This window comes from Limisphaera ngatamarikiensis, assembly GCF_011044775.1.
Taxonomy (GTDB): Bacteria; Verrucomicrobiota; Verrucomicrobiia; order Limisphaerales; family Limisphaeraceae; genus Limisphaera; species Limisphaera ngatamarikiensis.
Genome location: NZ_JAAKYA010000082.1, coordinates 1 through 20,431 on the forward strand (window position 1 = coordinate 1; position 20,431 = coordinate 20,431).

General features: G+C 64.3%; 12 protein-coding genes. 4 read left to right on the forward strand and 8 right to left on the reverse strand.

Annotation, left to right across the window (positions count from 1 at the left end):
- A partial coding sequence (locus G4L39_RS12150) for a WD40 repeat domain-containing protein (protein WP_205880992.1) occupies positions 1–1,927 on the forward strand: 1,927 nt, incomplete at its 5' end.
- Positions 1,928–2,067: 140 nt separating this feature from the next.
- Here G4L39_RS12150 and G4L39_RS12155 read toward each other — a convergent pair.
- From G4L39_RS12155 to G4L39_RS12190, 8 genes are all read right to left on the reverse strand, one after another.
- Positions 2,068–5,781, reverse strand: coding sequence for a UvrD-helicase domain-containing protein (locus tag G4L39_RS12155; protein WP_165108459.1), 3,714 nt, complete (start codon positions 5,779–5,781; stop codon positions 2,068–2,070).
- Positions 5,782–5,788: 7 nt separating this feature from the next.
- A complete protein-coding gene (locus tag G4L39_RS12160) occupies positions 5,789–6,928 on the reverse strand; it encodes a hypothetical protein (protein WP_165108460.1) in 1,140 nt (379 codons plus the stop codon).
- 694 nt (positions 6,929–7,622) lie between these two features.
- Positions 7,623–8,183 (reverse strand): hypothetical protein, encoded by a 561-nt coding sequence (locus G4L39_RS12165; protein ID WP_165108461.1) that lies wholly within the window; start codon positions 8,181–8,183, stop codon positions 7,623–7,625.
- A gap of 580 nt (positions 8,184–8,763) precedes the next feature.
- Positions 8,764–9,441: a VPDSG-CTERM sorting domain-containing protein gene (locus G4L39_RS12170; protein ID WP_165108462.1), complete on the reverse strand. Its 678-nt coding sequence runs from the start codon at positions 9,439–9,441 to the stop codon at positions 8,764–8,766.
- 849 nt (positions 9,442–10,290) lie between these two features.
- Positions 10,291–10,623, reverse strand: coding sequence for a transposase (locus G4L39_RS15945; protein WP_165108463.1), 333 nt, complete (start codon positions 10,621–10,623; stop codon positions 10,291–10,293).
- Entirely contained in the window at positions 10,524–11,078 is a 555-nt protein-coding gene (locus G4L39_RS15950; RefSeq protein WP_165108464.1) for a transposase, read from the reverse strand. Before G4L39_RS15950 ends, G4L39_RS15945 begins: the two co-directional genes overlap by 100 nt.
- A 376-nt stretch (positions 11,079–11,454) precedes the next feature.
- Positions 11,455–13,020, reverse strand: coding sequence for a cryptochrome/photolyase family protein (locus G4L39_RS12185; protein WP_165108465.1), 1,566 nt, complete (start codon positions 13,018–13,020; stop codon positions 11,455–11,457).
- A gap of 153 nt (positions 13,021–13,173) precedes the next feature.
- On the reverse strand, positions 13,174–14,619 hold the full coding sequence (locus G4L39_RS12190; RefSeq protein WP_165108466.1) for an FAD-binding domain-containing protein: 1,446 nt from the start codon (positions 14,617–14,619) through the stop codon (positions 13,174–13,176).
- Positions 14,620–14,653: 34 nt separating this feature from the next.
- Here G4L39_RS12190 and G4L39_RS12195 point away from each other — a divergent pair, with 34 nt between their 5' ends.
- The 3 genes from G4L39_RS12195 (at position 14,654) to asnS (ending at position 20,293) form a co-directional block, all read left to right on the forward strand.
- Complete coding sequence (locus G4L39_RS12195) at positions 14,654–16,015, forward strand: alkaline phosphatase family protein (protein ID WP_205880993.1); 1,362 nt, start codon at positions 14,654–14,656, stop codon at positions 16,013–16,015.
- A 268-nt stretch (positions 16,016–16,283) separates the two neighbouring features.
- The gene (locus tag G4L39_RS12200; RefSeq protein WP_165108467.1) at positions 16,284–17,876 is read left to right on the forward strand and encodes an FMN-binding glutamate synthase family protein; all 1,593 of its coding nucleotides are present in this window, start codon (positions 16,284–16,286) and stop codon (positions 17,874–17,876) included.
- A gap of 1,055 nt (positions 17,877–18,931) precedes the next feature.
- The gene (gene asnS, locus G4L39_RS12205) at positions 18,932–20,293 is read left to right on the forward strand and encodes an asparagine--tRNA ligase (RefSeq protein ID WP_165108468.1); all 1,362 of its coding nucleotides are present in this window, start codon (positions 18,932–18,934) and stop codon (positions 20,291–20,293) included.
- Positions 20,294–20,431 lie beyond the last annotated feature (138 nt).

Below are 20,431 nucleotides of genomic sequence, written 5' to 3' on the forward strand. Positions count from 1 at the left end.
GTTGTGGACCGGCGGGTTTTCGTACGGGGTCAGCTCGTGGTCGTTCCCAGACGGGCGGTTGCTGAAGAATTTCTGGCCTGGTGACCGTTGCTTCGAGGCCGATATCAACCCGCTGGCTGGACGGGCGGCCATGGTTACGAGATCCAATCAGTTGGTGGTGGTTTCATTGGACTCGGGGGCCGAGGTGTTGAGGACGGACGCATGGCAACTTGAGAAGCCTTTGCTTTCGCCCGGAGGCGAGTTCGTCGTACTGGGCATTGGATATCCGTACCTCCCGCCGGATGGGTTTCCGTATTCCCTCCGGGTCCTTCGCCTCGCTGATGGTGGCGTCTTGGAACCCAAATGGCTGGCGGACGAGAGGAGATTTGTGCCGGTGGGATTTGTGGGTAATTCGGACTTTGTGGCCCTGAGCGGCCCTGGCGGGACCATGCAATCCGTGGCCAGGTTCCGGATCGGCCAGCATTTACCCGTTTGGGAGCAAAATCTGGAGGTGTGGCTGGCGGCTGTCTCACCATCAGGACAGCGCCTGATTGGGATTCGAGATCGGCAACCGTTTGTGGTGGATCTGTCGGATGGGCGGATCGAGGCCGAGTGGACGTCCCTGGGAACGAATGTGGATGCGGTGGCATGGTCACCGAGAGGCGATCAGGTGGCCTTTGCAATGCGGGATCGGTTCGTCGAGATTCGTAATGCCTCCGATGGGGAGCTCGTGCGCCGGTTGGGTCCGTGGCCCCAAGGTGGCTTGGCCAGCGGGGTGGCGTGGTCGCCGGATGGACGTTTCCTCCTGGTTTCCACCTTGGAGCAGCTGTGGTGTTGGGACCTTTCCTCGGATGATCCACCGCGGGGCTTTTATCGGTTGACCGGCACTGGGCCGATTGCCTCGGACGGTCCGGGTTCACGGGTGGTGGTGAGTGACTCTTTCAACGGGCTGTTTGCCTTTGACGGAGCTACGGGCGAGGAGCTCTGGCATCGGGCTGCTCCGGCGAGGTTCATCAAGGATGCTCTGGCCGTGTCACCGGGGGGCGATCGGGTCGCCCTGGGTTTTGACGACGGGACATGCGAGCTGTGGCGTGCAGACGATGGAACCTTGCAAACCACCGTTCGACTTTTCGGTCCCGGCTCGGTGGTCGGTTCTCAGGACCTCAGGATCATGATCATGTCGTGGTCAGAGGACGGACAGTGGTTTGTGGCTGCGAACGAACGTCGCCTGCTGAAGGTCTTCGACGCTTCATGGGCTGTGGCTGCACAAGCCGAGATTACCGGCCTGGTCTCGGCAGGGTTTGACCCGGCGGGGGACCGGCTCATCGTCGGACTGACCGACAAAACGCGGCGCGTGCTCTCCCGTGCCACTCTTGAAACCCGGTTCACACTACCGCCGGGGCTTTCGGTGGGGTGGCGCCGTGGAAGCGGTGAGTACATCATGTTGGCCACCGGCGATGTCGGATCCGAGCTGATGTTCTGGCGCTGGGAGGACGGCACGCTTTTGGATCGCCGATCGCTGCCGGTAGATCCTCAAACCGCATATCTGAGTCCGGACGGGCGGTTGCTGTTGGTGAAGGAACGGAACGGGCTCCTCACGGTTTGGGAGATTGACACCGGACGCTGCGTCCTTCGCCTGGGTGGCAAACTCGCGGCTCCGCTGGCTCGCATTTTGGTGCACGGCGAGAGGGGCGAGATGACGGTGCTGCGGACCGACAGGGTCGTGATGCGATTGCCCGTCCCCTGGGTGTTGCAGGTGAGGAGAGATGGCGGAGAAGTCTGGCTGGATCCGATCGGGCTGGCCGGCCGGTTTCAACTGGAAACCCGGACGGGATGGGACGCTCCCTGGGAGCCCTGGGGTGGGGCGTTCACGGGCACTGTTCGGTTGTCGGCGGACGAAGCCGCATGCAGATGGATCCGGGCGCGCTGGTTGGGTGCCGGGGAGTAGGGTCATGCGGTTTTGAGCCCGTGCAGGGCCTTGCTGGTGCTGCCCTTCGAGCGGGATTGCGAAACGGGGAGTCACCGCCGGTTCAACACTCCCCGCGAATGGGCCGGCCTGTAAGTGGGGAGCCTGGAGGGTGCGGCGCCTCAACTGCGCGCCACTTCCTTGGTCACGCCCGCAGTCAGGAAATGCAGCCAGAGCCGCACCACGGGGCGGGCGTAGATTCTTTCGAGCGCCCGGGCGTAGAGACGCAGTTGCGGTGCGTAGTGCGCCGCCCGTAATTCCACCTCGGCATCCTCAACTTCGTCGGTTTTGAAGTCCAGCAACCACAGTTGGTCGGGCAACACGACCACAAGGTCCGCCGCACCCTGCACGATGACGAATTCGCCTGCCAATCCCGGTTCGGCGCGGACACCCACGACCTCACGCAAATCGAGGGCGTCCATTCGGACGGTGAACTCCAGCTCCCGCCGGATGGCCCCGGGATGTTGGAGGATCTGCTGACCGACCTCGGATCGCCAGAAACGGCCCAGCGCGTCGAAATCGAGGGCTTCCGCCTCTTCCGGTTTGAGCAGGCCGGCGTTTTGCAACCGACGGGCCTCGGCCGCCAGACCATCGGGCGTCAGGGGCGTTTGCAGGTTGAAATGCCGCAAAAACCGGTGATGAGCCGTGCCCCGTTCCACCGCGGTGAGCGGCGGGCGCGGGAAGCGTCGTTCGCGGCCGGCCGTGAGCCCGGGGAACAGCGACACCGGCCGTTCCTCTTCCTGCCAGCGACGTTGCGCCGCGGTTACGGAGGTCTTGGCTGGTTCCACCGTGGCGGATCGGGCCGGGTAGGCCAGTTGTCTCAGGCGCAGCAGCTCGGCCCACGGATTGTCTTCCGACGAGGTTGACGCGGGGGCGGAAGTCTGTGGCTCCTCTGCGCTGCGTGGGACTGCGTCGGAGCCGCCGGGTGGGGTGTCGGCTGGTGAATCGCACACCACCCAGCGCCAGGCAAACAGTTGTGTGCGGCCGGTGACCTGATCCCCCGGGGCTGGCAGGCCGTTATGTTGAAGCACCGGCAGGAGCCAGTCCATGGGGGTCCGGGCTTGAAGCAACCGGAGTCGGGACGACGTGGAGTGGCCCCGGTTCAGGTCGAGCGATCGTACGTGTCCGGTCAGCAACAGGTAATCCCGGGCCCGCGTGAACGCGACGTAGAGGAGCCGGACCTCCTCCCCCAGGTTTTCCCGCCACTGCCGGTGCCGCGACAACCAGAAGGACAGGCTGGGATGATACCGACGTCCGTCGGCGCTGAGGATTTGCGATGACGGGCCGTAGTGTTCGTCCAGCAGCACCTGGGCGTGCAGATCCTGCAGGTTGAAGGGCTTGCCCAGGTCGGCCACAACGACCACGGGAAATTCCAGCCCCTTGCTTTGATGGATGCTGAGCAGTCGGACGGCGTCGGCGCCGGCTTCGGCCGGGACTTCCGGTTCGGTCTCGCTTTCCTGGTAGGCCTCCATTTGCCGGAGGAAACGGCCCAGCCCTTCGCCCTGGATCCGGTCGTAATCCCGGGCCAGTTCCAGGCAACGTTCCACGTGCATCCGGCGAAACCGGCCGTGCGGCAGCGACTCCAGCCACGCGACGTATTGAGTTTCACTGAGGATGACTTCCATGCAGCGGGTGACCGACTCCACCCGCGCCAGTTGTCGCCACCGGGCGTACTTTTCCAGGAACCCTTTGAGGCGCCGACGTAGGCCGGGCAGGTCCAGCTCTGAAGGGCCGGTGTCGTCCCCGTGGTTGACCCAGCGTCGGAGTCGGAGCCAGACGGGCAGGTTACGGTCCCGGGCGCAGACCCAGGCCATCTCGTCCGGTGTCAGCCCCACAAACGGGGATCGTAACACGGCCAGCAGCGGCAGGTCCTGCAGGGGATTGTCCAGCAGCCGGAGCAGGTTCAGGAGATCCGCGACTTCGAGCGCGTCGAAGAACCCCCTGCGGGGCACTTCCAGCGGGACGCCGACGGCCTCAAATTGGCTGAGGTAAATCTCCGTCTTGGGCCCGGGCGCACGCAGGAGCACGGCCATGTCGGCGTATCGCACGGGTCGGGTCCGACCCGAGCCCGGGTCCCGGACGGGCCATTGAGCCTCGCGCAGTTCGCGGAGTCGACAAGCCACCAGCCGGGCTTCCTCCTCGGCCCTGGACAGGTCCTCCAGTTCACCGGCTTCGGCATCGCCGAGGTCGTTTTCGGCGGGTTCGACCCGGCTGCGGTTACCCGGTTTTCTCGGTGGCCAAAGGCACACTTCCACCGGCGGGGAGTGGCTTTCGGCTCCGGTACCGGCCGGAGGTTGAGTGGAACCGGGTTGGAGCCGTGCGTCCGGGCCGTAGTCCACACCGCCGACGGACGGGTCCATCAGCGCTCCAAACACCGTGTTGACGAAGGTGAGGATCCCGGCGTGGCTGCGAAAGTTTTCCTGCAACGGGATGACCTGGGCGTGGATGGCTCCGTCCCAATCGCGGGCGTATTTGCGGAAGATGACCGGATCGGCCCGGCGAAAGCGGTAGATGCTCTGCTTCACGTCGCCCACGAGGAACCGGTTGCCGTGGGGGGCCTCCCGGCTGAGAGCCCGCAGGATCAGGTCCTGGGCGGGGTTGATGTCCTGGTACTCGTCCACGAAAACCCACCGAAACCGTTGCCGCAAACGTCGGGCGAGATCGGTGGGCTGGTTCCGATCGCGGTCCCAGAGCAGGTCGAGCGCAAACTGCTCCAGATCCGCAAAGTCGAGCAGACCGCGTTCGCGTTTGCGCGCGGCCAGCTCTTCTCCAAACCGACGGGTCAGGTGGAGCAACGCCAGCATCGGCCGGCGCATCCGGTCCCAATCCCAGGCCAGCGGCCGGATGCTTTCATTGCCGGCGGCCTGTCCGTTGGATTCAAACCATCGGGCCAACAACCGCAGATCCGCCAGACAACCGGTCAGCGGCTGGCAATGCTTCTTGAGAAACCGCCGGTCCCGCAGCCCCTCGTCCAGGGTAGTGATCGCCCGTTGACAGAACGACGCGCACGAGGTGCCGGAGCGGAAACCCTGGACCTCGAACAGACCCGTTTCGCGGAGAAGATTGAGCAGCTCGGTTGCCAGGGGATTCTGCTGCCGGTCCTCCTCCTCCAGTGCAGGCCGCCATCGTTCAAGCCAGAACCCGAACGCCTCGGGCAACCACGCCTCCCACTGCACCGGCTCGGGTTCCGTCAGGTGGCGGGACTGTTGTTCCAACCATTGATGCGGATCCGGCAGGCTCCGGATGTAGCCGTGTACGCGGAGCACCCAGTCGCGCAACCGGGTTTCTTCGGCCCGAAAGGTCTCAACGAACGCTTCCTCGACGGATTTGGCGTCGGGCGTCGTTTCGCCCAGCGTTGCCTCGAGCACCTCACGAAACACCTCGTGCTCCAGCAACCGCGCCTGTCCCTCCTCCATCACGGTCAGGCGCGGATCCAGTTGGAGCTCGGCAAAGTGCTCTCGAATCAAGCGGTAACAGAAGCTGTGAAGCGTGCCGATGCAGGCCGTGTCCAGCAACGCCAACTGTTCGTGCCAGAAGGGCGATGGATCCTGCGCGGCAGCTTCTTCCAACCGGTGCCGGATCCGCTCGCGCAATTCCGCGGCCGCCGCCTCCGTGAAGGTTACCACGAGGAAATCCGTGACCCGGGGTCGCACCCCGGCCTGCGAACCGACCGGCTGACCCACCAACAAATGCAGGATCCGCTCCACCAGGGTTCGGGTCTTGCCGGTCCCGGCTCCGGCCATCACCAACACATTGCCGCCGGCCGTCACGGCCCGTGCCTGGGCGGCTGTCAGAGTGGAGGGGAGCGGCAGTGCGCCTGCGGGATGGACTGACATGACCGGATCAGGGCAACAATGCACGCCAGAACCGGGCCGGGCCCTGGAGAGGTTGCCGCAGCAGCAGTTGACTCGCATTGGTCAGTGTGACCGACGCCACCTCAACCCACGGCCCGGTCATCAGGTTGGTCGTTTGCAACAGGCGACATGTTCGTTGGAGCGGCCCCTCCACACCCACTTCCAGCTCACCCTGCAGCCTGCGCACCCACAACCGGATCTGCACCGGCGGAGCGGCCACGGCATCGCTGAGGTCCGGAATCCCGTCGCCGTCGTTGTCGTTCGGATCGTCCACGGACCAGACCCACGTCAGATAGTCCGGCTCCGGTGTGACCGGATTACCGTCCTGGAAATCGAAAAGGGCCGAATAGTTTGTGGGCCAGCGTTCGTCGCGAAAGAGATAGTTCGTGGACCAAACCATGAGCTGATCGAGTTCGTTGGTCCATGCGCCGGGCAGCAGCACCAACTGGTTCAGCGGATCCTCCGGCGCAGGAATCAAAGTGGCCGAGCCACGCCACGACGACCCTTCCCCCCCGACCCGGGCCACCTGCAAGCCGACCTCGATCTGCGATTCGTTTCGCCGGTATTCCAGGGTGCCCCGGTACTCCCATACTTCGAAAGTGTGGGTGAAGACGGCCAGGGACTGGAATGGATTGGACTTCAAATCCAGTCTGCAAGTGCCCGTGGGACTGCCCGGCGCCCGCGACCATTGCGCCACCACGGTCCCGGAACCGTACCCCTGCAGGGCAAACACTCCCGCGGTGGTGGCCTGCACGCCGTTCTCGACCTGGAAAAAGTCCGGAATGCCATTGCCGTCGCTGTCTGCCATGGGCACCTGCAGCAGCATGTTGCCCGGCACTTCCAGAAACCACGCCTCATCGATGAACGTCAGAAGGGCCGCATGCGTGTAGGGATCCGCTTGGAACACGGGAAACAACTCGCCGTTGACCTGGCCCGGCAGGGACGAGAGCTCCAAGCCGAACAGCCCAAACGGCTCGCTGCCCCGGTGGAACCGTAAAGAAACACACGCAAACCGCACGGAAGCCGTCTGCGACGATGCGACCCCAACCCCTCCCGCCAGGCACGCCCACGCGACGGAAACCCACAAGCCGACCCGAACGGACCGTAACAAGCCCAACCCCGCTTTCATGCTGACACACAATCAGTTGAGTCCACGGCTGTCAAGCGGCGCCATCCGATGAAACATCCAACGGGTGCACCGGTTTTTCCGGTCCCGCATTCGCCGTGGACCGTGCGCCCGGGGAGGCCAACCCTGCAAAACAGCCGTCACGGCGGTTCCTGCCCCCCAACCACCAGAACACCGCAAGTCATTCCGGAGATGATGGCGGCAGCCCCTGCCAAAAAAAGGCCACGGCACGCCCCCCCACGTGGCCGGGTATCGGAAATCCAGATGGATCCACACTGAACCCATGCAGCTCACCGTGTTTCGCAGGTCCAACTCGACCATCGGCCACCAGGGGTCGTTGGCGCCCAAAGGCCCTTCGGAATCGAACCTTTTCCAACGTTTTGCCAGTCAACCCGAAGCAAATCGCGAAGGCGGTTCTGAAGGTTGCCCCGGGCACGACCTGCTTCCCGCCGGAGCCGGGTGCCACGGGTCAAACAAGCCCAGGTGTTGGAAGGCGAAACGCGCGTCCATTGAATCCCCTGGATCCGCCAAAAGGTGCCCTTCGCATCCGGCGGCCTGAAGGTGGGCCGCATGGATCCGGTGAGGCAAGAGACCAACCAACGACGGACAACTCCTGATGCCGCGCCAAGCTGGAGAGGCGATCCAGCGTCTTTGGGGGTGGAGGGGCGATCCGCGGTGGGGCCTGAAGTGAACGCGACTATTCGTTCAGACCGAAGAACCGGTAGGGCGCCGGCCCTGCCATGATTTCGCGCAACACCGGGCTGAGGCTGCGTTCCCGTTGCCGGAGGTCGGCCACGGTCGCCGCCGTGTCCAGTTCAGGATCCTCTGCCCGCGCGGCTTCCCAATCGCCCAGCCAGGTCAGCTTGTGCCGATGCACCCACGGTCCCAGTTCCTTTTTGATCTCGGCGTCGGAGACCTCGGGCGGCGTCATCACGCCCAGGGCGGCATCGGGGACCGTCCTGCATGTGGCCCACACATCCAGCCAGCGGCTCAACGACGCGGGCAAAAACCGCGTGTGAGCCAGCGCCAACAACACGACGTCGGCGTCCAAACTCTGCGCCAGGGCCGCGTCGGCAAACCGCGTCTGCTTCAGCAAGTCCAGTCGCCAAGGAACCACCAGGGGATCGGTCGCGCCGCACCGGGTGGCAATCTCCTCCACGCCGGCCTTGGCCGTACGGGCCCAGACCGCGTCGTCATACAACAAGACGGTTTTGAAAGTGTCGGAACGGACCTGGGTTGCCGGATCGCCGCTGTTCATGTTGCACCTCGCGCCGTCCCAGACCGTTCCCCACATCAAGTCCACCCGCCATCAGCAATTTGCTGAAACCGGCGCAGGCACATTACCCAGCGAACCTGCGCAATTCCACCAAGCCGGGGTGACGAGCCACCTGTGCCAACCGCCCCGATTCGGTAGGGACTGCATTCGTGGCAAATCCGATGGGATGACCAGGGACGGCAAGGACCCGGGTACTCCCTTCGGGCGGGGGGGCTCGGATGCCCGCCGGGCTTCTGCACCTCCTCGAAGAGGGAGAGAGCTTCTGGAGGATTGCGTTCCGCTGGCCCGTGCTGGTCTTGCAGCAGTGGACCGGGGCGTGGTGGCGTTGAGGGTCAGGAGGGTGAAAGAGTGCTGTCAAGCTCGAAACTTGCGGCGCCTACTCATCGACCGAGTCCTTCAGCCGTCGGCCCAAATTCCCAAGCCGGTTTTTCAACAGCCCATGAGAGCGGACTCTGGATCGGGGTCGGCCGGGGACTCTGCGCCGTCCGGGCAGCAAAAGGCCGCCCTCGGGAAAGAGGGCGGCCGAACGCGTGTTGAAATCTTGTAGTCTACGACGGGGTGCCTAGAACCGGCGGCGCAGCAGTGTCAGCCCCGCCAGGCCCAGACCTAGCAAACCCACCGTGGCCCCCGCCTCAGGCACCACATTGACGCGGATGGCAGTCCGACCCAGCTCCTGTCCGGACTGGTAGTCCCGGAGGATAAGAGCGAGGGTGTACTCCCCGGATACGTTCGGATTGAACGAACCTCCGAAGAGAGAACTCATCCCAAGGTTCCATGAGTTTTGGTATGGAGTGGAATCGGGTGGTAGGAAGTTGCTCAGAACTAAGTGAGCACTCTGCTCAGTCCCGGCCGCCGGATCAAGGTCGTACAAGAGATCCACACGGTAGTAGTTTGAGCCCGTGTTGAGCGCGTACCAGCCAAAGTTCCATCGGGCGTATGCCGGGTTTGCATGTATGCCGCTGTAGATGTCGCCGCCTTTAACTGCGTAAAAGTCGCCGGCGCCGTTGTTGCCCACCGGCGGATTGGAATAGCGTTGGTGGGCCGTCAGTCCGAGGGTGACCGTGCCGTCGCTACTGGTCCAAATGGCGACGGCGTTGTTGGGAATCCCACTTCCGCCAAACGTTGCCCCGGAGAGCGTTCCGAACGTGGTATAAGTGGGCACGATGGGCGCGGCTTGGACGGTCACCGCCAGTGCCAGCGTCCCGCAAGCCAAACCCAGCAACAAGTTTGTCCGTTTCATGTCGTTCATCTCCTTTCTTTGATGTTGGCCTTGGAAAAGCCCAGCAGCACCTTGCATGCCGGAATTAGCCCAAGGAACGCGCCTCTTTGCAGCGTGCAGTTGTGTATTGATAACCCGTTGTACACAAGCAACTTGCTGCAAGTGTGGCGGACAGAGACTTACGGAAAATTTTCAATGCTTTCGTCAAGCGCCACAAACCTGTGGTCCCGGTGTAAAACCGGCCGACATCCGTAGGGCATCCGACGAGTGTCGACTGACCTACGAAACGAGCCAAAAGTCTGCTTGCTATTGATAATCAACGACTTGCGACAAAAAGGGCCAAAGTGTAAAGTCTACCGACACTGATTCTGGCGGATTTTACACTTTTACCAGTACCTTGCTCGCCCGCCCAAGGTTCGTAGGCGAAGTCGTTAACATCTGGCTTGGGTTGCCCAGGGCGACCGAGCTCTGTTTTGGCCCGCCTTTTTTGGTCACGTCACGAGTTTTTTGAAAGCCTTTATTTGAGGGGGCCAGACTGCTTTTGCGGGCGTATTGTCCAGAATCTCCCAAGCCTGTCGGTACTACCCCTACTGGGAGGCAGCACCGAGCCCCTTCAACCTGCGCTGACCCCATTTGGTTTCCCGACGCTCCGACTCCAGGTACAACAGCTCGTAAACCCCAGCTTCAGTGGGGAACTCGTGGTCCCGCACCTCGCCCCACATCTTACCTCCCAAATAAAACGCTCCATCAGGTTCGTACTCCCGACATAGTCCGAGGCTTCGGGGGAGACTCGCAGAACCGCACGAAGGCCCCCGAATCCTCCAACCACATCCCCACCTCCTGCGGGTACCGCCGCACCCCAAGCCCGTCTCAGCTCCCCCAGCGCCGCCAGCGCCCTGGCCCGGTTCTTGGCTTCGACACCCGATTCAGCTCCTCCGCGAAAAGGGCCCGGTCCCGTGGTTTCACCTGACTCAGGCTGCACTGCACCCCGTGCATCACGTATCGCTGCCACCGGGCCAGAGGCTTGAGGCAGACAATCGCTTCGGCCAAGCCGGGTAGGCCATCGGTGATAAGGAGCAACACCCGTTCCAGACCCCACTCCCTCAGCTCCCGGAGCACACCCTCAGGTGGTGGCGTTTTCCCAGTGGAAGAGCCAGTACCCCAGGACCCTGCGTCCCCCTCCGGGCTGATCCCTGGGGCCACGTAAACTGATGCCCGTACCACCCCTTTCGCCCCTGGAAGACCTTGAGGGACAGGCCGTCCAAGTAGACTAAGGCCATCTCCGGGGGCAGAGGCCTTCGGCGAAAGGATTCGGCCGCTTCCAGGACTTGGTCGGTGAGGGCGCTCAGAATCTCGGGGGAGTAGCGGCGGCCGGGGAGCAGGCCCAGGGTCTCGGCCGCCTTGCTGTGGGTGATCCCCGAGGCGTAAAGGGCGATGGCCACCTCGCCCACGTCCACCAGCCGACGCTGGTAGGGGATGAAGAAGGAAGAGTAGTACCCGCCTTCCAGGTCCCTGGTGATGGAGAGGTCCACCTGACCGAAGGGGGTCTGGAGGGTACGGCGGTAATGGCCGTTTTTCGTGCCGCCGTTTTTCCGCAAGAAATCTTCTTGTTCCAGATGGAGAAGGGGCTGTATCGCCACGGTCACGGTCGCCTTCATGGCTTTTTCTGACTGGGCTTTGTAGGATATTCCGATCCAAGGGGCACCCCTTTTCGATGGTCGTGACCCCTTTTAAACAGCAGGGCCCTGCACAAAATTTCTCACACGACCGGTCTTTCTTGGCAGGCGCTTTCTTTGTCGCTCTAGCGGCGAGCGCCACGAGCCGCAGATTTGCGGCTCCACCCACGTGCGCTTTACCGCTGACGGGCGCGTCGTGGTGCACCGCGACCAGTGGAATGCCGCAGAAGAGTGTCAAGAGCAGCTGCCCCTGTTCCAGCTCCGAGGGCGCTGGCTGCGCGGCGGCTCGCCACAACGGCGCCGCCACGCGAAGGCGGGCGCCAGAACGGCCCGTGGTGCGGCCCATGATAACGAACAGTCACGTCACGGCGCGCCGGATCTCGTCAGCACGCGCGCGGATCGCCGCGCGCTCCTCGGCTGAGAGGCGTGCGAGGTTTTTCACCTGCAGTGCCATTCGCGGGTGGCTCGCGAAGCGCTTGGCGTGCCGCATCAGGAAATCCCAGTAGAGGGTGGTGAACGGGCAAGCGGTGTCGCCCGTGCGCTGATGGGGGCGGTAGCGGCAGGCGCTGCAGTAGTTGGACATGCGGGCGATGTATTGGCCGGTGGCGGCGTAGGGTTTGCTCGCCATCGGTCCGCCTGGGGCCGGGCGTCCGTCAGCGGTCAGGCCGTCGGCGAACTGACTCATCCCGAGGACGTTGGGTAGCTCCACCCACTCGACCGCGTCGACATAGACCGAGAGGTACCAGGTGTGCACCGCCTTGGGCGCAACGCCCAGCAGCAAGGCGAGCAGGCCAGTGACCATCAGGCGCTGGATGTGGTGAGCGTAGCCCAGGCGCAGGGTCTGGCCAATCACCTCGCGCAAGCAAGCCATCTCGGTTTCGCCTGTCCAGTAGAACGCGGGTAGCGGCAGATGCGCGTCGAGGGCGTTGCGATCGAGATATTCGGGCATTTGTGTCCAGTAGATGCCGCGCACATACTCGCGCCAACCGAGCACCTGGCGAATGAACCCCTCAACGGAGGCGAGCGGTGCCGTGCCGGCGCGGTAGGCCGCCTCAGCCGCCGCGACCACTTCGCGTGGGTTGAGAAGTTTCAGGTTGAGCGCCGCCGAAAGCTGGGAATGCCACAACCACGGCTCACCCCTCCACATCGCGTCCTGCCAGTGGCCGAAGTAGGGGAGCCGCTCGTCTATGAAGCGTTTGAGCGTCAGCAGCGCCTGCTCGCGCGTCACTGGCCAGTCGAAGGTGGCAAGATCCCCGACGTGGCCGGGAAAGCGTTGGTCCACGAGGGTGAGGACCTCGCGTGTGGTTGCGTCGGGGCTAAAGTGGACGCGCGCGGGCACCGGCGGCGGGCCGGCAGGGCCAAAGGCGGCGCGGTTTTCCGTGTCGAAGTTCCATCGGCCACCGCAGGGTTGGTCGCCATCGATCAACACGCGGTGGCGCTGGCGCAGCGCGCGGTAGAAGTGCTCCATGCGCAGCTGCTTACGCCCGCGGGCGTGGGCGGCAAAGTCGCGCACCGTGCTGAAGAAGTGGCGATCCTCGCGGAGCTCCAACGGCACGCCCAGGGCGCGGGCAGTGGTGCGCAGCGCTTGCAGCACCCGCCATTCGCCCGGCGCGGTCAGAATCAGGCGCTGCGGGCGGAGCCGCGCGACGGCGGCGGCGAGCGCATCGGCAAGGGTCGCGACGCCCGCCTCGAGCGGTGTGTAGTGCACCCGCCATCCCCGCGCGCGGCACGCGGAGGCGAAGTGGCGCATCGCGCTCAGAAAGAGGGCGCTGCGCAACTTGCTCGACGGCACATGGGTCGATTCCTGGCTGACCTCGGCCATCCAGAGCGCGTCGTGTTGCGGATCGAAGCCGTCGAAGGCGCTCGAGCTGTGGTCGAGCTGGTCGCCCAATACGAGCACCAGGTGGCGTAGCGGTTGCGTCATGATCGACCTTTGCGGCGCCGCCGGGCGTCGGAGCAGTACTTCATCGCGTCCCAATCCCTCGCCGAAGCGCGGCACGGTTCATTGGTGGGCGGCAAACGGCGCAGGCCTTTGTCGGCAGCGTCGCTTGGTTCCCTTTCCTCCGTCGTAAAGCCATCAGATAAGCTCCAGTTGGTGTGTCCCTTTCTCCCGTTGCGGGCGCCATTTGCGATCGGTGGGCGGCAAGCCGCTTTTACGCGAGCCGTGGCGCGCCTGTACCCGTTCGGCTTCAGCGCGCGCCAGAGGGCTGTTTCTTACGCGATAGAGCTGCGCCCTGGCAAACGCGAGCGCCGCGCGCTCGTCGACGATCGGCTTGGGATAAGCGCGGGTGCCGTACTCGGGTATCCAGCGGCGAATGTAGTGGCCTTCAGGGTCGTGGTCCCGCGCCTGCTTCGCAGGCGAGTAAATCCGCAGCGCGTTGATGCCGGTGGTGCCGCTCTGCATCTGCATCTGCGACCAGTGGATCCCCGGCTCGAAGTCGAGGAACTGCCGTGCGAGGAACTGCCCGGGCAAGCGCCAGTGAAGCCACAGGTGGTAGGCAGCGAAGCTGACCAGCATCGCCCGCATGCGAAAATTGAGCCAACCTGTGGCGCGTAACTGACGCATGCAGGCATCGACCATGGGAAAGCCGGTGCGGCCTTCGCACCACGCCGCGAAGCGCTCGGGGTCGAACGCCTCTTCGCGCAGGCCATCATAGGCACGGGAGAAGTTGCGAAACTCAATCTCAGGTTCGTCCTCGAGTTTTTGCATGAAGTGGCAGTGCCATCGCAGGCGGCTCGCGAACGCGCGCAGGTCGCCCGCCAGGGCGCGATCGGTAGTCGCGCGGATCGCCGCGGCGGTCGCTTGATACACCTGGCGCATTGAGATCGTTCCGAACGCCAGGTGGGGGCTTAAGCGGCTGCAACCATCAGCAGCGGTGAGGGGGCTCGAAATAGCCCGCCGATAGCCGCGGACGCGTTCGGCAAGAAACCCTTCGAGCAGCGCCTGTGCCGCGGCTTCGCCAGCCGGGGGCAGCGGCCGCGACGGCGGTACCCCCAGCTCTGCGAGCGTCGGCAAGGGCTCGAGCCTGGGGGGTTCAATGCCGCGCCAGCGCGCCGGCGTCGGCACGAGATCGGCCTCCATGCGCGCTTGCCAGAGGTCGGACCAGCCGCTGCGGTCACGCAAACCGCGCACAACGCCCGTCTGCGGCCATTCGGTCCACACGACCCCGTGCGCGCGGCACCAGGCGCGGACCGCCCGGTCGCGCGCATAGCTCCAGCCCGGCCCGGTCTCCTCATGGCTGAAGAGGTGGGTGAACCGGTAACGGACATGGAGCGCCGTCAGGACCTCGGTCACCTCTCCCTGCCTCACCCATAAGGGCAGTCCGCGAGCCGCGAGTTGCACGCGCAGTGGCTCAAGGCAGGCGAGCGCAAAGGCAAGGTGCTGCGGATCAAACTCGGCGCTCGAAAGCCACTCCGGCTCGATCACATAAAGGGCGGCAGCAGCGTCGGCCCGCGCGGCGTTATAAAGCGGCGCATGGTCCGAAAGGCGCAGGTCGCGTTTGAGCCATACCAAAGCCCGCATGCCATGTGTGAAAATAGCAAAGGGTCGCGCTGCAGTGAAGCCACCACTCCGCACAGGCTTCAGCGCAAAGGCGCGACGCGACAGGATCCGCGCGGCCTTGTTGCCGCCGCGGCCGGACCAGCCGCCCAGGGCGATCCCGGAACGCAGTGGTGAGCCCCGCCTGATCCGTCACGTGGTGTACATCATCAAGGAGAACCGGACCTACGATCAGGTGTTGGGTGACGTGCCGGAAGGCAACGGCGATCCGCGTTTGTGCATCTTTGGCGAGCGGATCACGCCCAACCAGCACAAGTTGGTGCGCGAGTTTGTGCTGTTGGACAACACCTACTGCGCCGGCATTCTCAGCGCCGACGGGCACCAGTGGAGCACCACGGCCTTTGGTACCGACTACCTGGAACGATCCTTCGCCGGCTGGCCGCGCAGTTACCCCGACGGCATGGGCACCGACGAGGCCGACGCGCTGGCCTATTCCCCCGCCGGCTTCCTCTGGGACAACGCCCTCGCCCACGGCATCCGGATCCGCAACCATGGCGAATTCATGGAACCGAAGGTGCGCTGGCGCGATCCCGCGCGGCCGGGCGAGCCGGATTGGACGGCCTGTTACCGTGCCTGGAAGGAGCGGACCGAGGAGGTCGTGTTCGAAAGTGCCCCCATGATCGAGACCATCCGTTCGTTCTCGCCCACGGGTTACGTCGGCTGGGAGATGTCGGTGCCGGACCAGTATCGCGCGGACTTTATCATCCGGGAACTCAGGATGTTTGAGGAGCGGGGCGAGTTCCCGCAGCTGGTGATCATCTGCCTGCCCAACGATCACACCAGCGGCACCCGCAGGGGAGCGCCCACACCCGCGGCCTGCGTGGCGGACAATGATCTGGCCCTGGGTCGGATCGTCGAGGCCCTCAGTCACAGCCGCTTCTGGCGGCAGATGGTGATCTTCGCCATCGAGGACGATCCGCAGGACGGCTTTGATCATGTGAGCGGTTACCGGACCACGGGTTATCTGGCCGGGCCATGCGTCAAACGCGGCGTCCGCGTCAGCACCCGTTACAACACCATCAGCATCCTCCGCACCATGGAGCAGATTCTGGGCCTGCCGCCCATGAACCAGTTCGACGCCAGCGCCGATCCGATGTTTGATTGTTTCACGGACACGCCGGACTTCACCCCGTTTACCGCCGTGCCCAACCGGGTGCACTTGGACGAAATGAACCCCGCCCCGCAGGCCATTCGGGATCCCGTGCTCCGGCAGGAGGCCGAACTTTCCCAAACGCTGAACTTCAAACAGGTGGACGCCTGCCCGGAGTCCGTCCTCAACCGGATCCTCTGGCACGCCATGAAGGGCAGTGCCGAGCCGTACCCCGAATGGGCGGTCACAACCGTCGAGGACGACGACTGACCGGCGCCTGCGCGCCGTCAAAGCCGCACTCGGGGCCCGCACCGTGCCGTTCATGAATGCCCGACCGCCGCGTGCCAAGGCCTCCCTGGATTGCCCCCTCAAAGGCCGGTGCAGGTGACGGCTCAAAGTCCGCGGCCCAGCTTCCCCGAGCCGGCGGATCACATGACAAAAATGGTCAACAAAACGGCAACCACGGGGCACACACCGGGCGTGCCGGGCTGATAGATTGGGGTCCGACAACAACGCACTGTGCAGGGAGAATTACGCCATGAATCTGCAAAGACCGAATGCCAACGAAGCGACAAGGACGGCCAATCGTTCCCGGAGCGTCGTGCCCATGAGCGGCCTGTGCACCCGGTGTCTGGACGGTTGCACCGGCAATTGCGAGGTTTTCAAGGCCAGTTTCCGCGGTCGGGAACTCCTGTATCCGGGCCCGTTTGGTGAGATCACCGCGGGCGGCGACAAGGATTACCCCGTGGACTACTCCCACCTGAACATCCAGGGATATGCCATGGGGGCACGCGGGCTGCCGCCGGGCGTGGAGGCGAGCCCGGATACCGCCATCTTCCCCAAAGTCAACACGGAGACGGAATACGGCTGGGACATCAAGGTGAAGATGAAGGTGCCCATCTTCACCGGCGCATTGGGTTCGACCGAGATCGCGCGCAAGAACTGGGAGCACTTTGCCGTGGGCGCCGCCATCAGCGGCATCACGATCGTGTGCGGCGAAAACGTCTGCGGCATTGACCCGCGGCTGGAGTTGGACTCCAGGGGGAAGGTGAAACTGGCGCCGGACATGGACCGCCGCATCGAGATTTACCGGCGCTACTACCAGGGCTGGGGCGAGATCCTGGTCCAGATGAACGTGGAGGACACGCGTCTGGGGGTGGCCGAGTACATTCTCAACAAACACGGCATCACCACCATCGAGCTCAAATGGGGCCAGGGCGCCAAGAGCATCGGCGGCGAAATCAAAGTGGACAGCCTGGAAAGGGCGCTGGAGTTGCAACGCCGCGGTTACATCGTCACACCGGATCCGTCCGATCCGGTCAACCAGGCCGCCTTCCGGACCGGTGCCCTGAAGGAATTCGAACGGCACAGCCGCCTCGGCTTTGTCACCGAGGAGGGATTCTTTGCCGAGGTCGAGCGGCTGCGCAAACTGGGCTTCAAACGGATCACGCTCAAGACCGGCGCCTACAGCCTGCGCGAGCTGGCGATGGCCATCAAATGGGGATCGAGGGCTAAGATCGACCTGCTCACCATTGACGGTGCCTCCGGTGGCACGGGCATGAGCCCGTGGCGGATGATGGAAGAGTGGGGCATTCCCAGCCTGTACCTCCATGCCGCAGCCTACGAGTTTGCGAAGATCCTGGCCGACAAGGGCGAGCGTCCTCCGGACCTGGCCTTTGCTGGTGGATTCAGCAGCGAGGACGGTGTGTTCAAGGCCCTGGCGCTGGGTTCGCCCTTCACCAAGGCGGTCTGCATGGGCCGGGCCCTGATGATCCCGGGCATGGTGGGCAAGAACATCCAGCGCTGGCTGCCCGAGGGCAAACTGCCCAACACCATCGGACAGTTCGGGTCCACGCCCGAGGAGATCTTCGTCTGCTGGGAGGAGGTCAAGAAGATCGTTGGCGCCGACGAGATGAAGCGAATCCCGTGGGGCGCCATCGGCATCTTCAGTTACGTGGACAAGATCAAGGTCGGCCTCCAACAGTTGATGGCCGGGGCCCGGTGTTTCAGCGTTCCTGCGATCACAAGGCGCGAACTCATGTCCCTTACCGAGGAATGCGCCAGGGTGACCGGCATCCCCTACCTGATGGATGCCTACCGCGAGGAAGCGCTGGAGATTCTGAATTCCTGAGCGTGCTGCGATTCTCACAGGGCCGGGGGCACTGCGTGCCCCCGGCCTCAATGATTTCAGGGCCCCTCGTCCCGTGGACGTCCCGGCAGCCGGTGGGGTCGGACCGGACGACTCTGAGAGATCGGCCTGATCCGTGACCACGAGCTTGGAGACGTGCTCCGCACGTTTCGAGCCGCGTAAGCGCCGCCTGCTGGCGCAGCCGGCACGGCTTGAGCGAGGGACGACGGAGTCGTGAGCAGCGCAGCGCCCGGGGATTTCGGCGGGTGGTTGGGTCCTTCGGGCCTTGTGGGTCAAAAGTAACTGTGACCCGACGCGGGGTGGGCGGGATGCCGGTTGCGCCAAAATAGGCATTACCCTGTTGACCCCCTTGGGAAATGAAGGAAGCCGACGCCCGCAGCCGCTCGGCCCTTCTTCGCTCCCGCTGGGAGGCACAGTCCTCCAGCTCCAGTCTCCCTCGCCTTCAAGCCGGCAAACGGCGCCGGGCTTCGATGGTCGTCTTCTGCTGCTCGATGTCCCGAGCCAGTGGGAAGCGGTTGAGCGTGGTGTGCAGGGCTTGTACGCGGGCCCTGGTTTCCGCGCTGACTTCGGCCGCCGCCAGTACCCGCGCATGGGGCGTCTCTGCGCCGGCCCATACTGCCGCAGGGCGCGCGAAAGGGGTGAGACGCTCGGTCAGACCGAGCGCCCTGCCGACTTCCAGTCGGCGAGACGGCAGATTGACAATCTGCGCTACGGCCTGAACTGTGGAGCAAAGGTCCTTGATTGGTGCGGGGGTCGAGCAGTTGACGTTTGTTAAGCCTGCCGGCCCGGGCATAAGCATGCCGCAGTTTGGCCGGCGCTTCGCGTTTGGGTTTGTGCGCTCCTTTCGGTGTTCTAGGCGGGTAACACCGGCTTGTGTCGCAGCGGTCCGTTTCGGCGAACGAGTCCACCCCACCCGGGTGACAATCTTGTTGGCTCAAATCGGGGGCGGGTGTGAGGCGTCTTTTGCCCTTGCAGGGTGACCGGTTCGGCGGCAGGCTCCGGACCGGATTTCTGGGGATTGTTCGTATCGGAAGCCTATGGAAAAGCGCATCAGGGAACTTTTGGCCTCGGACCGCCCCTGTTCCGGGGTGCGGGTGCAGGGGTGGATCCGGACGCGCCGGGACGCGAAGGGCTTTTCGTTTTTGGAAGTGAACGATGGTTCATGCCTCAAGAATCTGCAGGTGGTGGTGGACGCGCAGATTCCCGGGGCGGAGCAGTTGAACCGGTGCACGACGGGGGCGTCAGTGAGGGTTGATGGGGATCTGGTGGAATCGCCCGCGCCGGGCCAGCGCTGGGAGGTGCGGGCCACGCGGCTGGAGTTGATCGGTCCGGCCGACAGCACCTATCCGCTGCAGAAGAAGGGTCATTCGCTGGAGTTCCTGCGGAGCATCGCGCATTTGCGGGCCAGATCGAACCTGTTCGGGGCGGTGTTTCGGACGCGGAGCCGCCTGGCCCGCGCGGTGCATGAGTTTTTCCAGGCACGCGATTTTCTCTGGGTGCACACCCCCATCATTACCGCCAGTGACTGTGAAGGGGCGGGGGAGTTGTTTCGGGTGACAACCCTCAAGGGGCAACCGGGGGAGCGGCCGAAGGACGATTTCTTCGGCCGGCCCACGTATTTGACGGTCAGCGGACAGCTGGAGGCCGAGGCGCTGGCGTGCGCGCTGGGCCGGGTGTACACGTTTGGTCCGACCTTCCGGGCGGAGAATTCCAACACCTCCCGGCACGCCGCCGAGTTTTGGATGATCGAACCGGAGGCGGCGTTCTTTGATCTCGAGGCGGACATGGACCTGGCGGAGGATTTCCTGAAGGCCATGGCCCGGCACATGCTCGAGGAGGGCGGCGACGACCTGGACCTGTTCGAACGGTTTGTGGACAGGGAGGTGCGGGCCCGGTTGAGGTTCGTCACCGAGCGGCCGTTCGTGCGAATCCCTTATGCCGAGGCCATGGAAATCCTGCGCAAATCAGGGCGCTCCTTCGAATTCCCGCCGGAGCCGGGGCAGAATCTGCAGTCCGAACACGAACGGTTCCTGACCGAGGAACATTTCCATGCACCGGTGATCGTGTATGACTATCCGCGGGCGATCAAACCGTTCTACATGCGGCTCAACGATGACGGTGTCACGGTGCGGGCGATGGATGTCCTGGTGCCCGGTGTGGGTGAGGTGATCGGCGGGGCACAGCGGGAGGAGCGACTCGAGGTGCTGCGCGAAAACCTGCGGTTTCACGGGTTGGATGAGTCGGATTACCAGTGGTATCTCGACCTGCGCAGGTACGGCACCGTGCCGCATGCGGGATTTGGCGTGGGTTTTGAACGGTTGCTGATGTTCCTGACGGGCATGGGCAACATTCGGGACGTGATCCCCTTCCCGCGCACGCCCGGACACGCCGAGTTCTGACCGGTGCGGTACCCGCAAGCCGGGTGATGGCGCTTCCCTTCCCTTTTGAAAAGGGGCACGGGCCACGGTGGGGGCGCTGCCGCAGGGGCAGATTGGTTGCTTCGGCCCCTGCAGGGGCGGCCGGCTCTTGGCGACCGG

Excerpts from the sequence above, each read along its gene's own strand:
- G4L39_RS12200 (WP_165108467.1), top strand. The coding sequence starts at position 16,284 with ATGAATCTGCAAAGACCGAATGCCAACGAAGCGACAAGGACGGCCAAT.
- G4L39_RS12190 (WP_165108466.1), bottom strand. The coding sequence starts at position 14,619 with ATGCGGGCTTTGGTATGGCTCAAACGCGACCTGCGCCTTTCGGACCAT.
- asnS (WP_165108468.1), top strand. The coding sequence starts at position 18,932 with ATGGAAAAGCGCATCAGGGAACTTTTGGCCTCGGACCGCCCCTGTTCC.
- G4L39_RS12160 (WP_165108460.1), bottom strand. The coding sequence starts at position 6,928 with ATGAAAGCGGGGTTGGGCTTGTTACGGTCCGTTCGGGTCGGCTTGTGG.
- G4L39_RS12165 (WP_165108461.1), bottom strand. The coding sequence starts at position 8,183 with ATGAACAGCGGCGATCCGGCAACCCAGGTCCGTTCCGACACTTTCAAA.
- G4L39_RS15950 (WP_165108464.1), bottom strand. The coding sequence starts at position 11,078 with ATGAAGGCGACCGTGACCGTGGCGATACAGCCCCTTCTCCATCTGGAA.
- G4L39_RS12170 (WP_165108462.1), bottom strand. The coding sequence starts at position 9,441 with ATGAAACGGACAAACTTGTTGCTGGGTTTGGCTTGCGGGACGCTGGCA.
- G4L39_RS12155 (WP_165108459.1), bottom strand. The coding sequence starts at position 5,781 with ATGTCAGTCCATCCCGCAGGCGCACTGCCGCTCCCCTCCACTCTGACA.
- G4L39_RS12185 (WP_165108465.1), bottom strand. The coding sequence starts at position 13,020 with ATGACGCAACCGCTACGCCACCTGGTGCTCGTATTGGGCGACCAGCTC.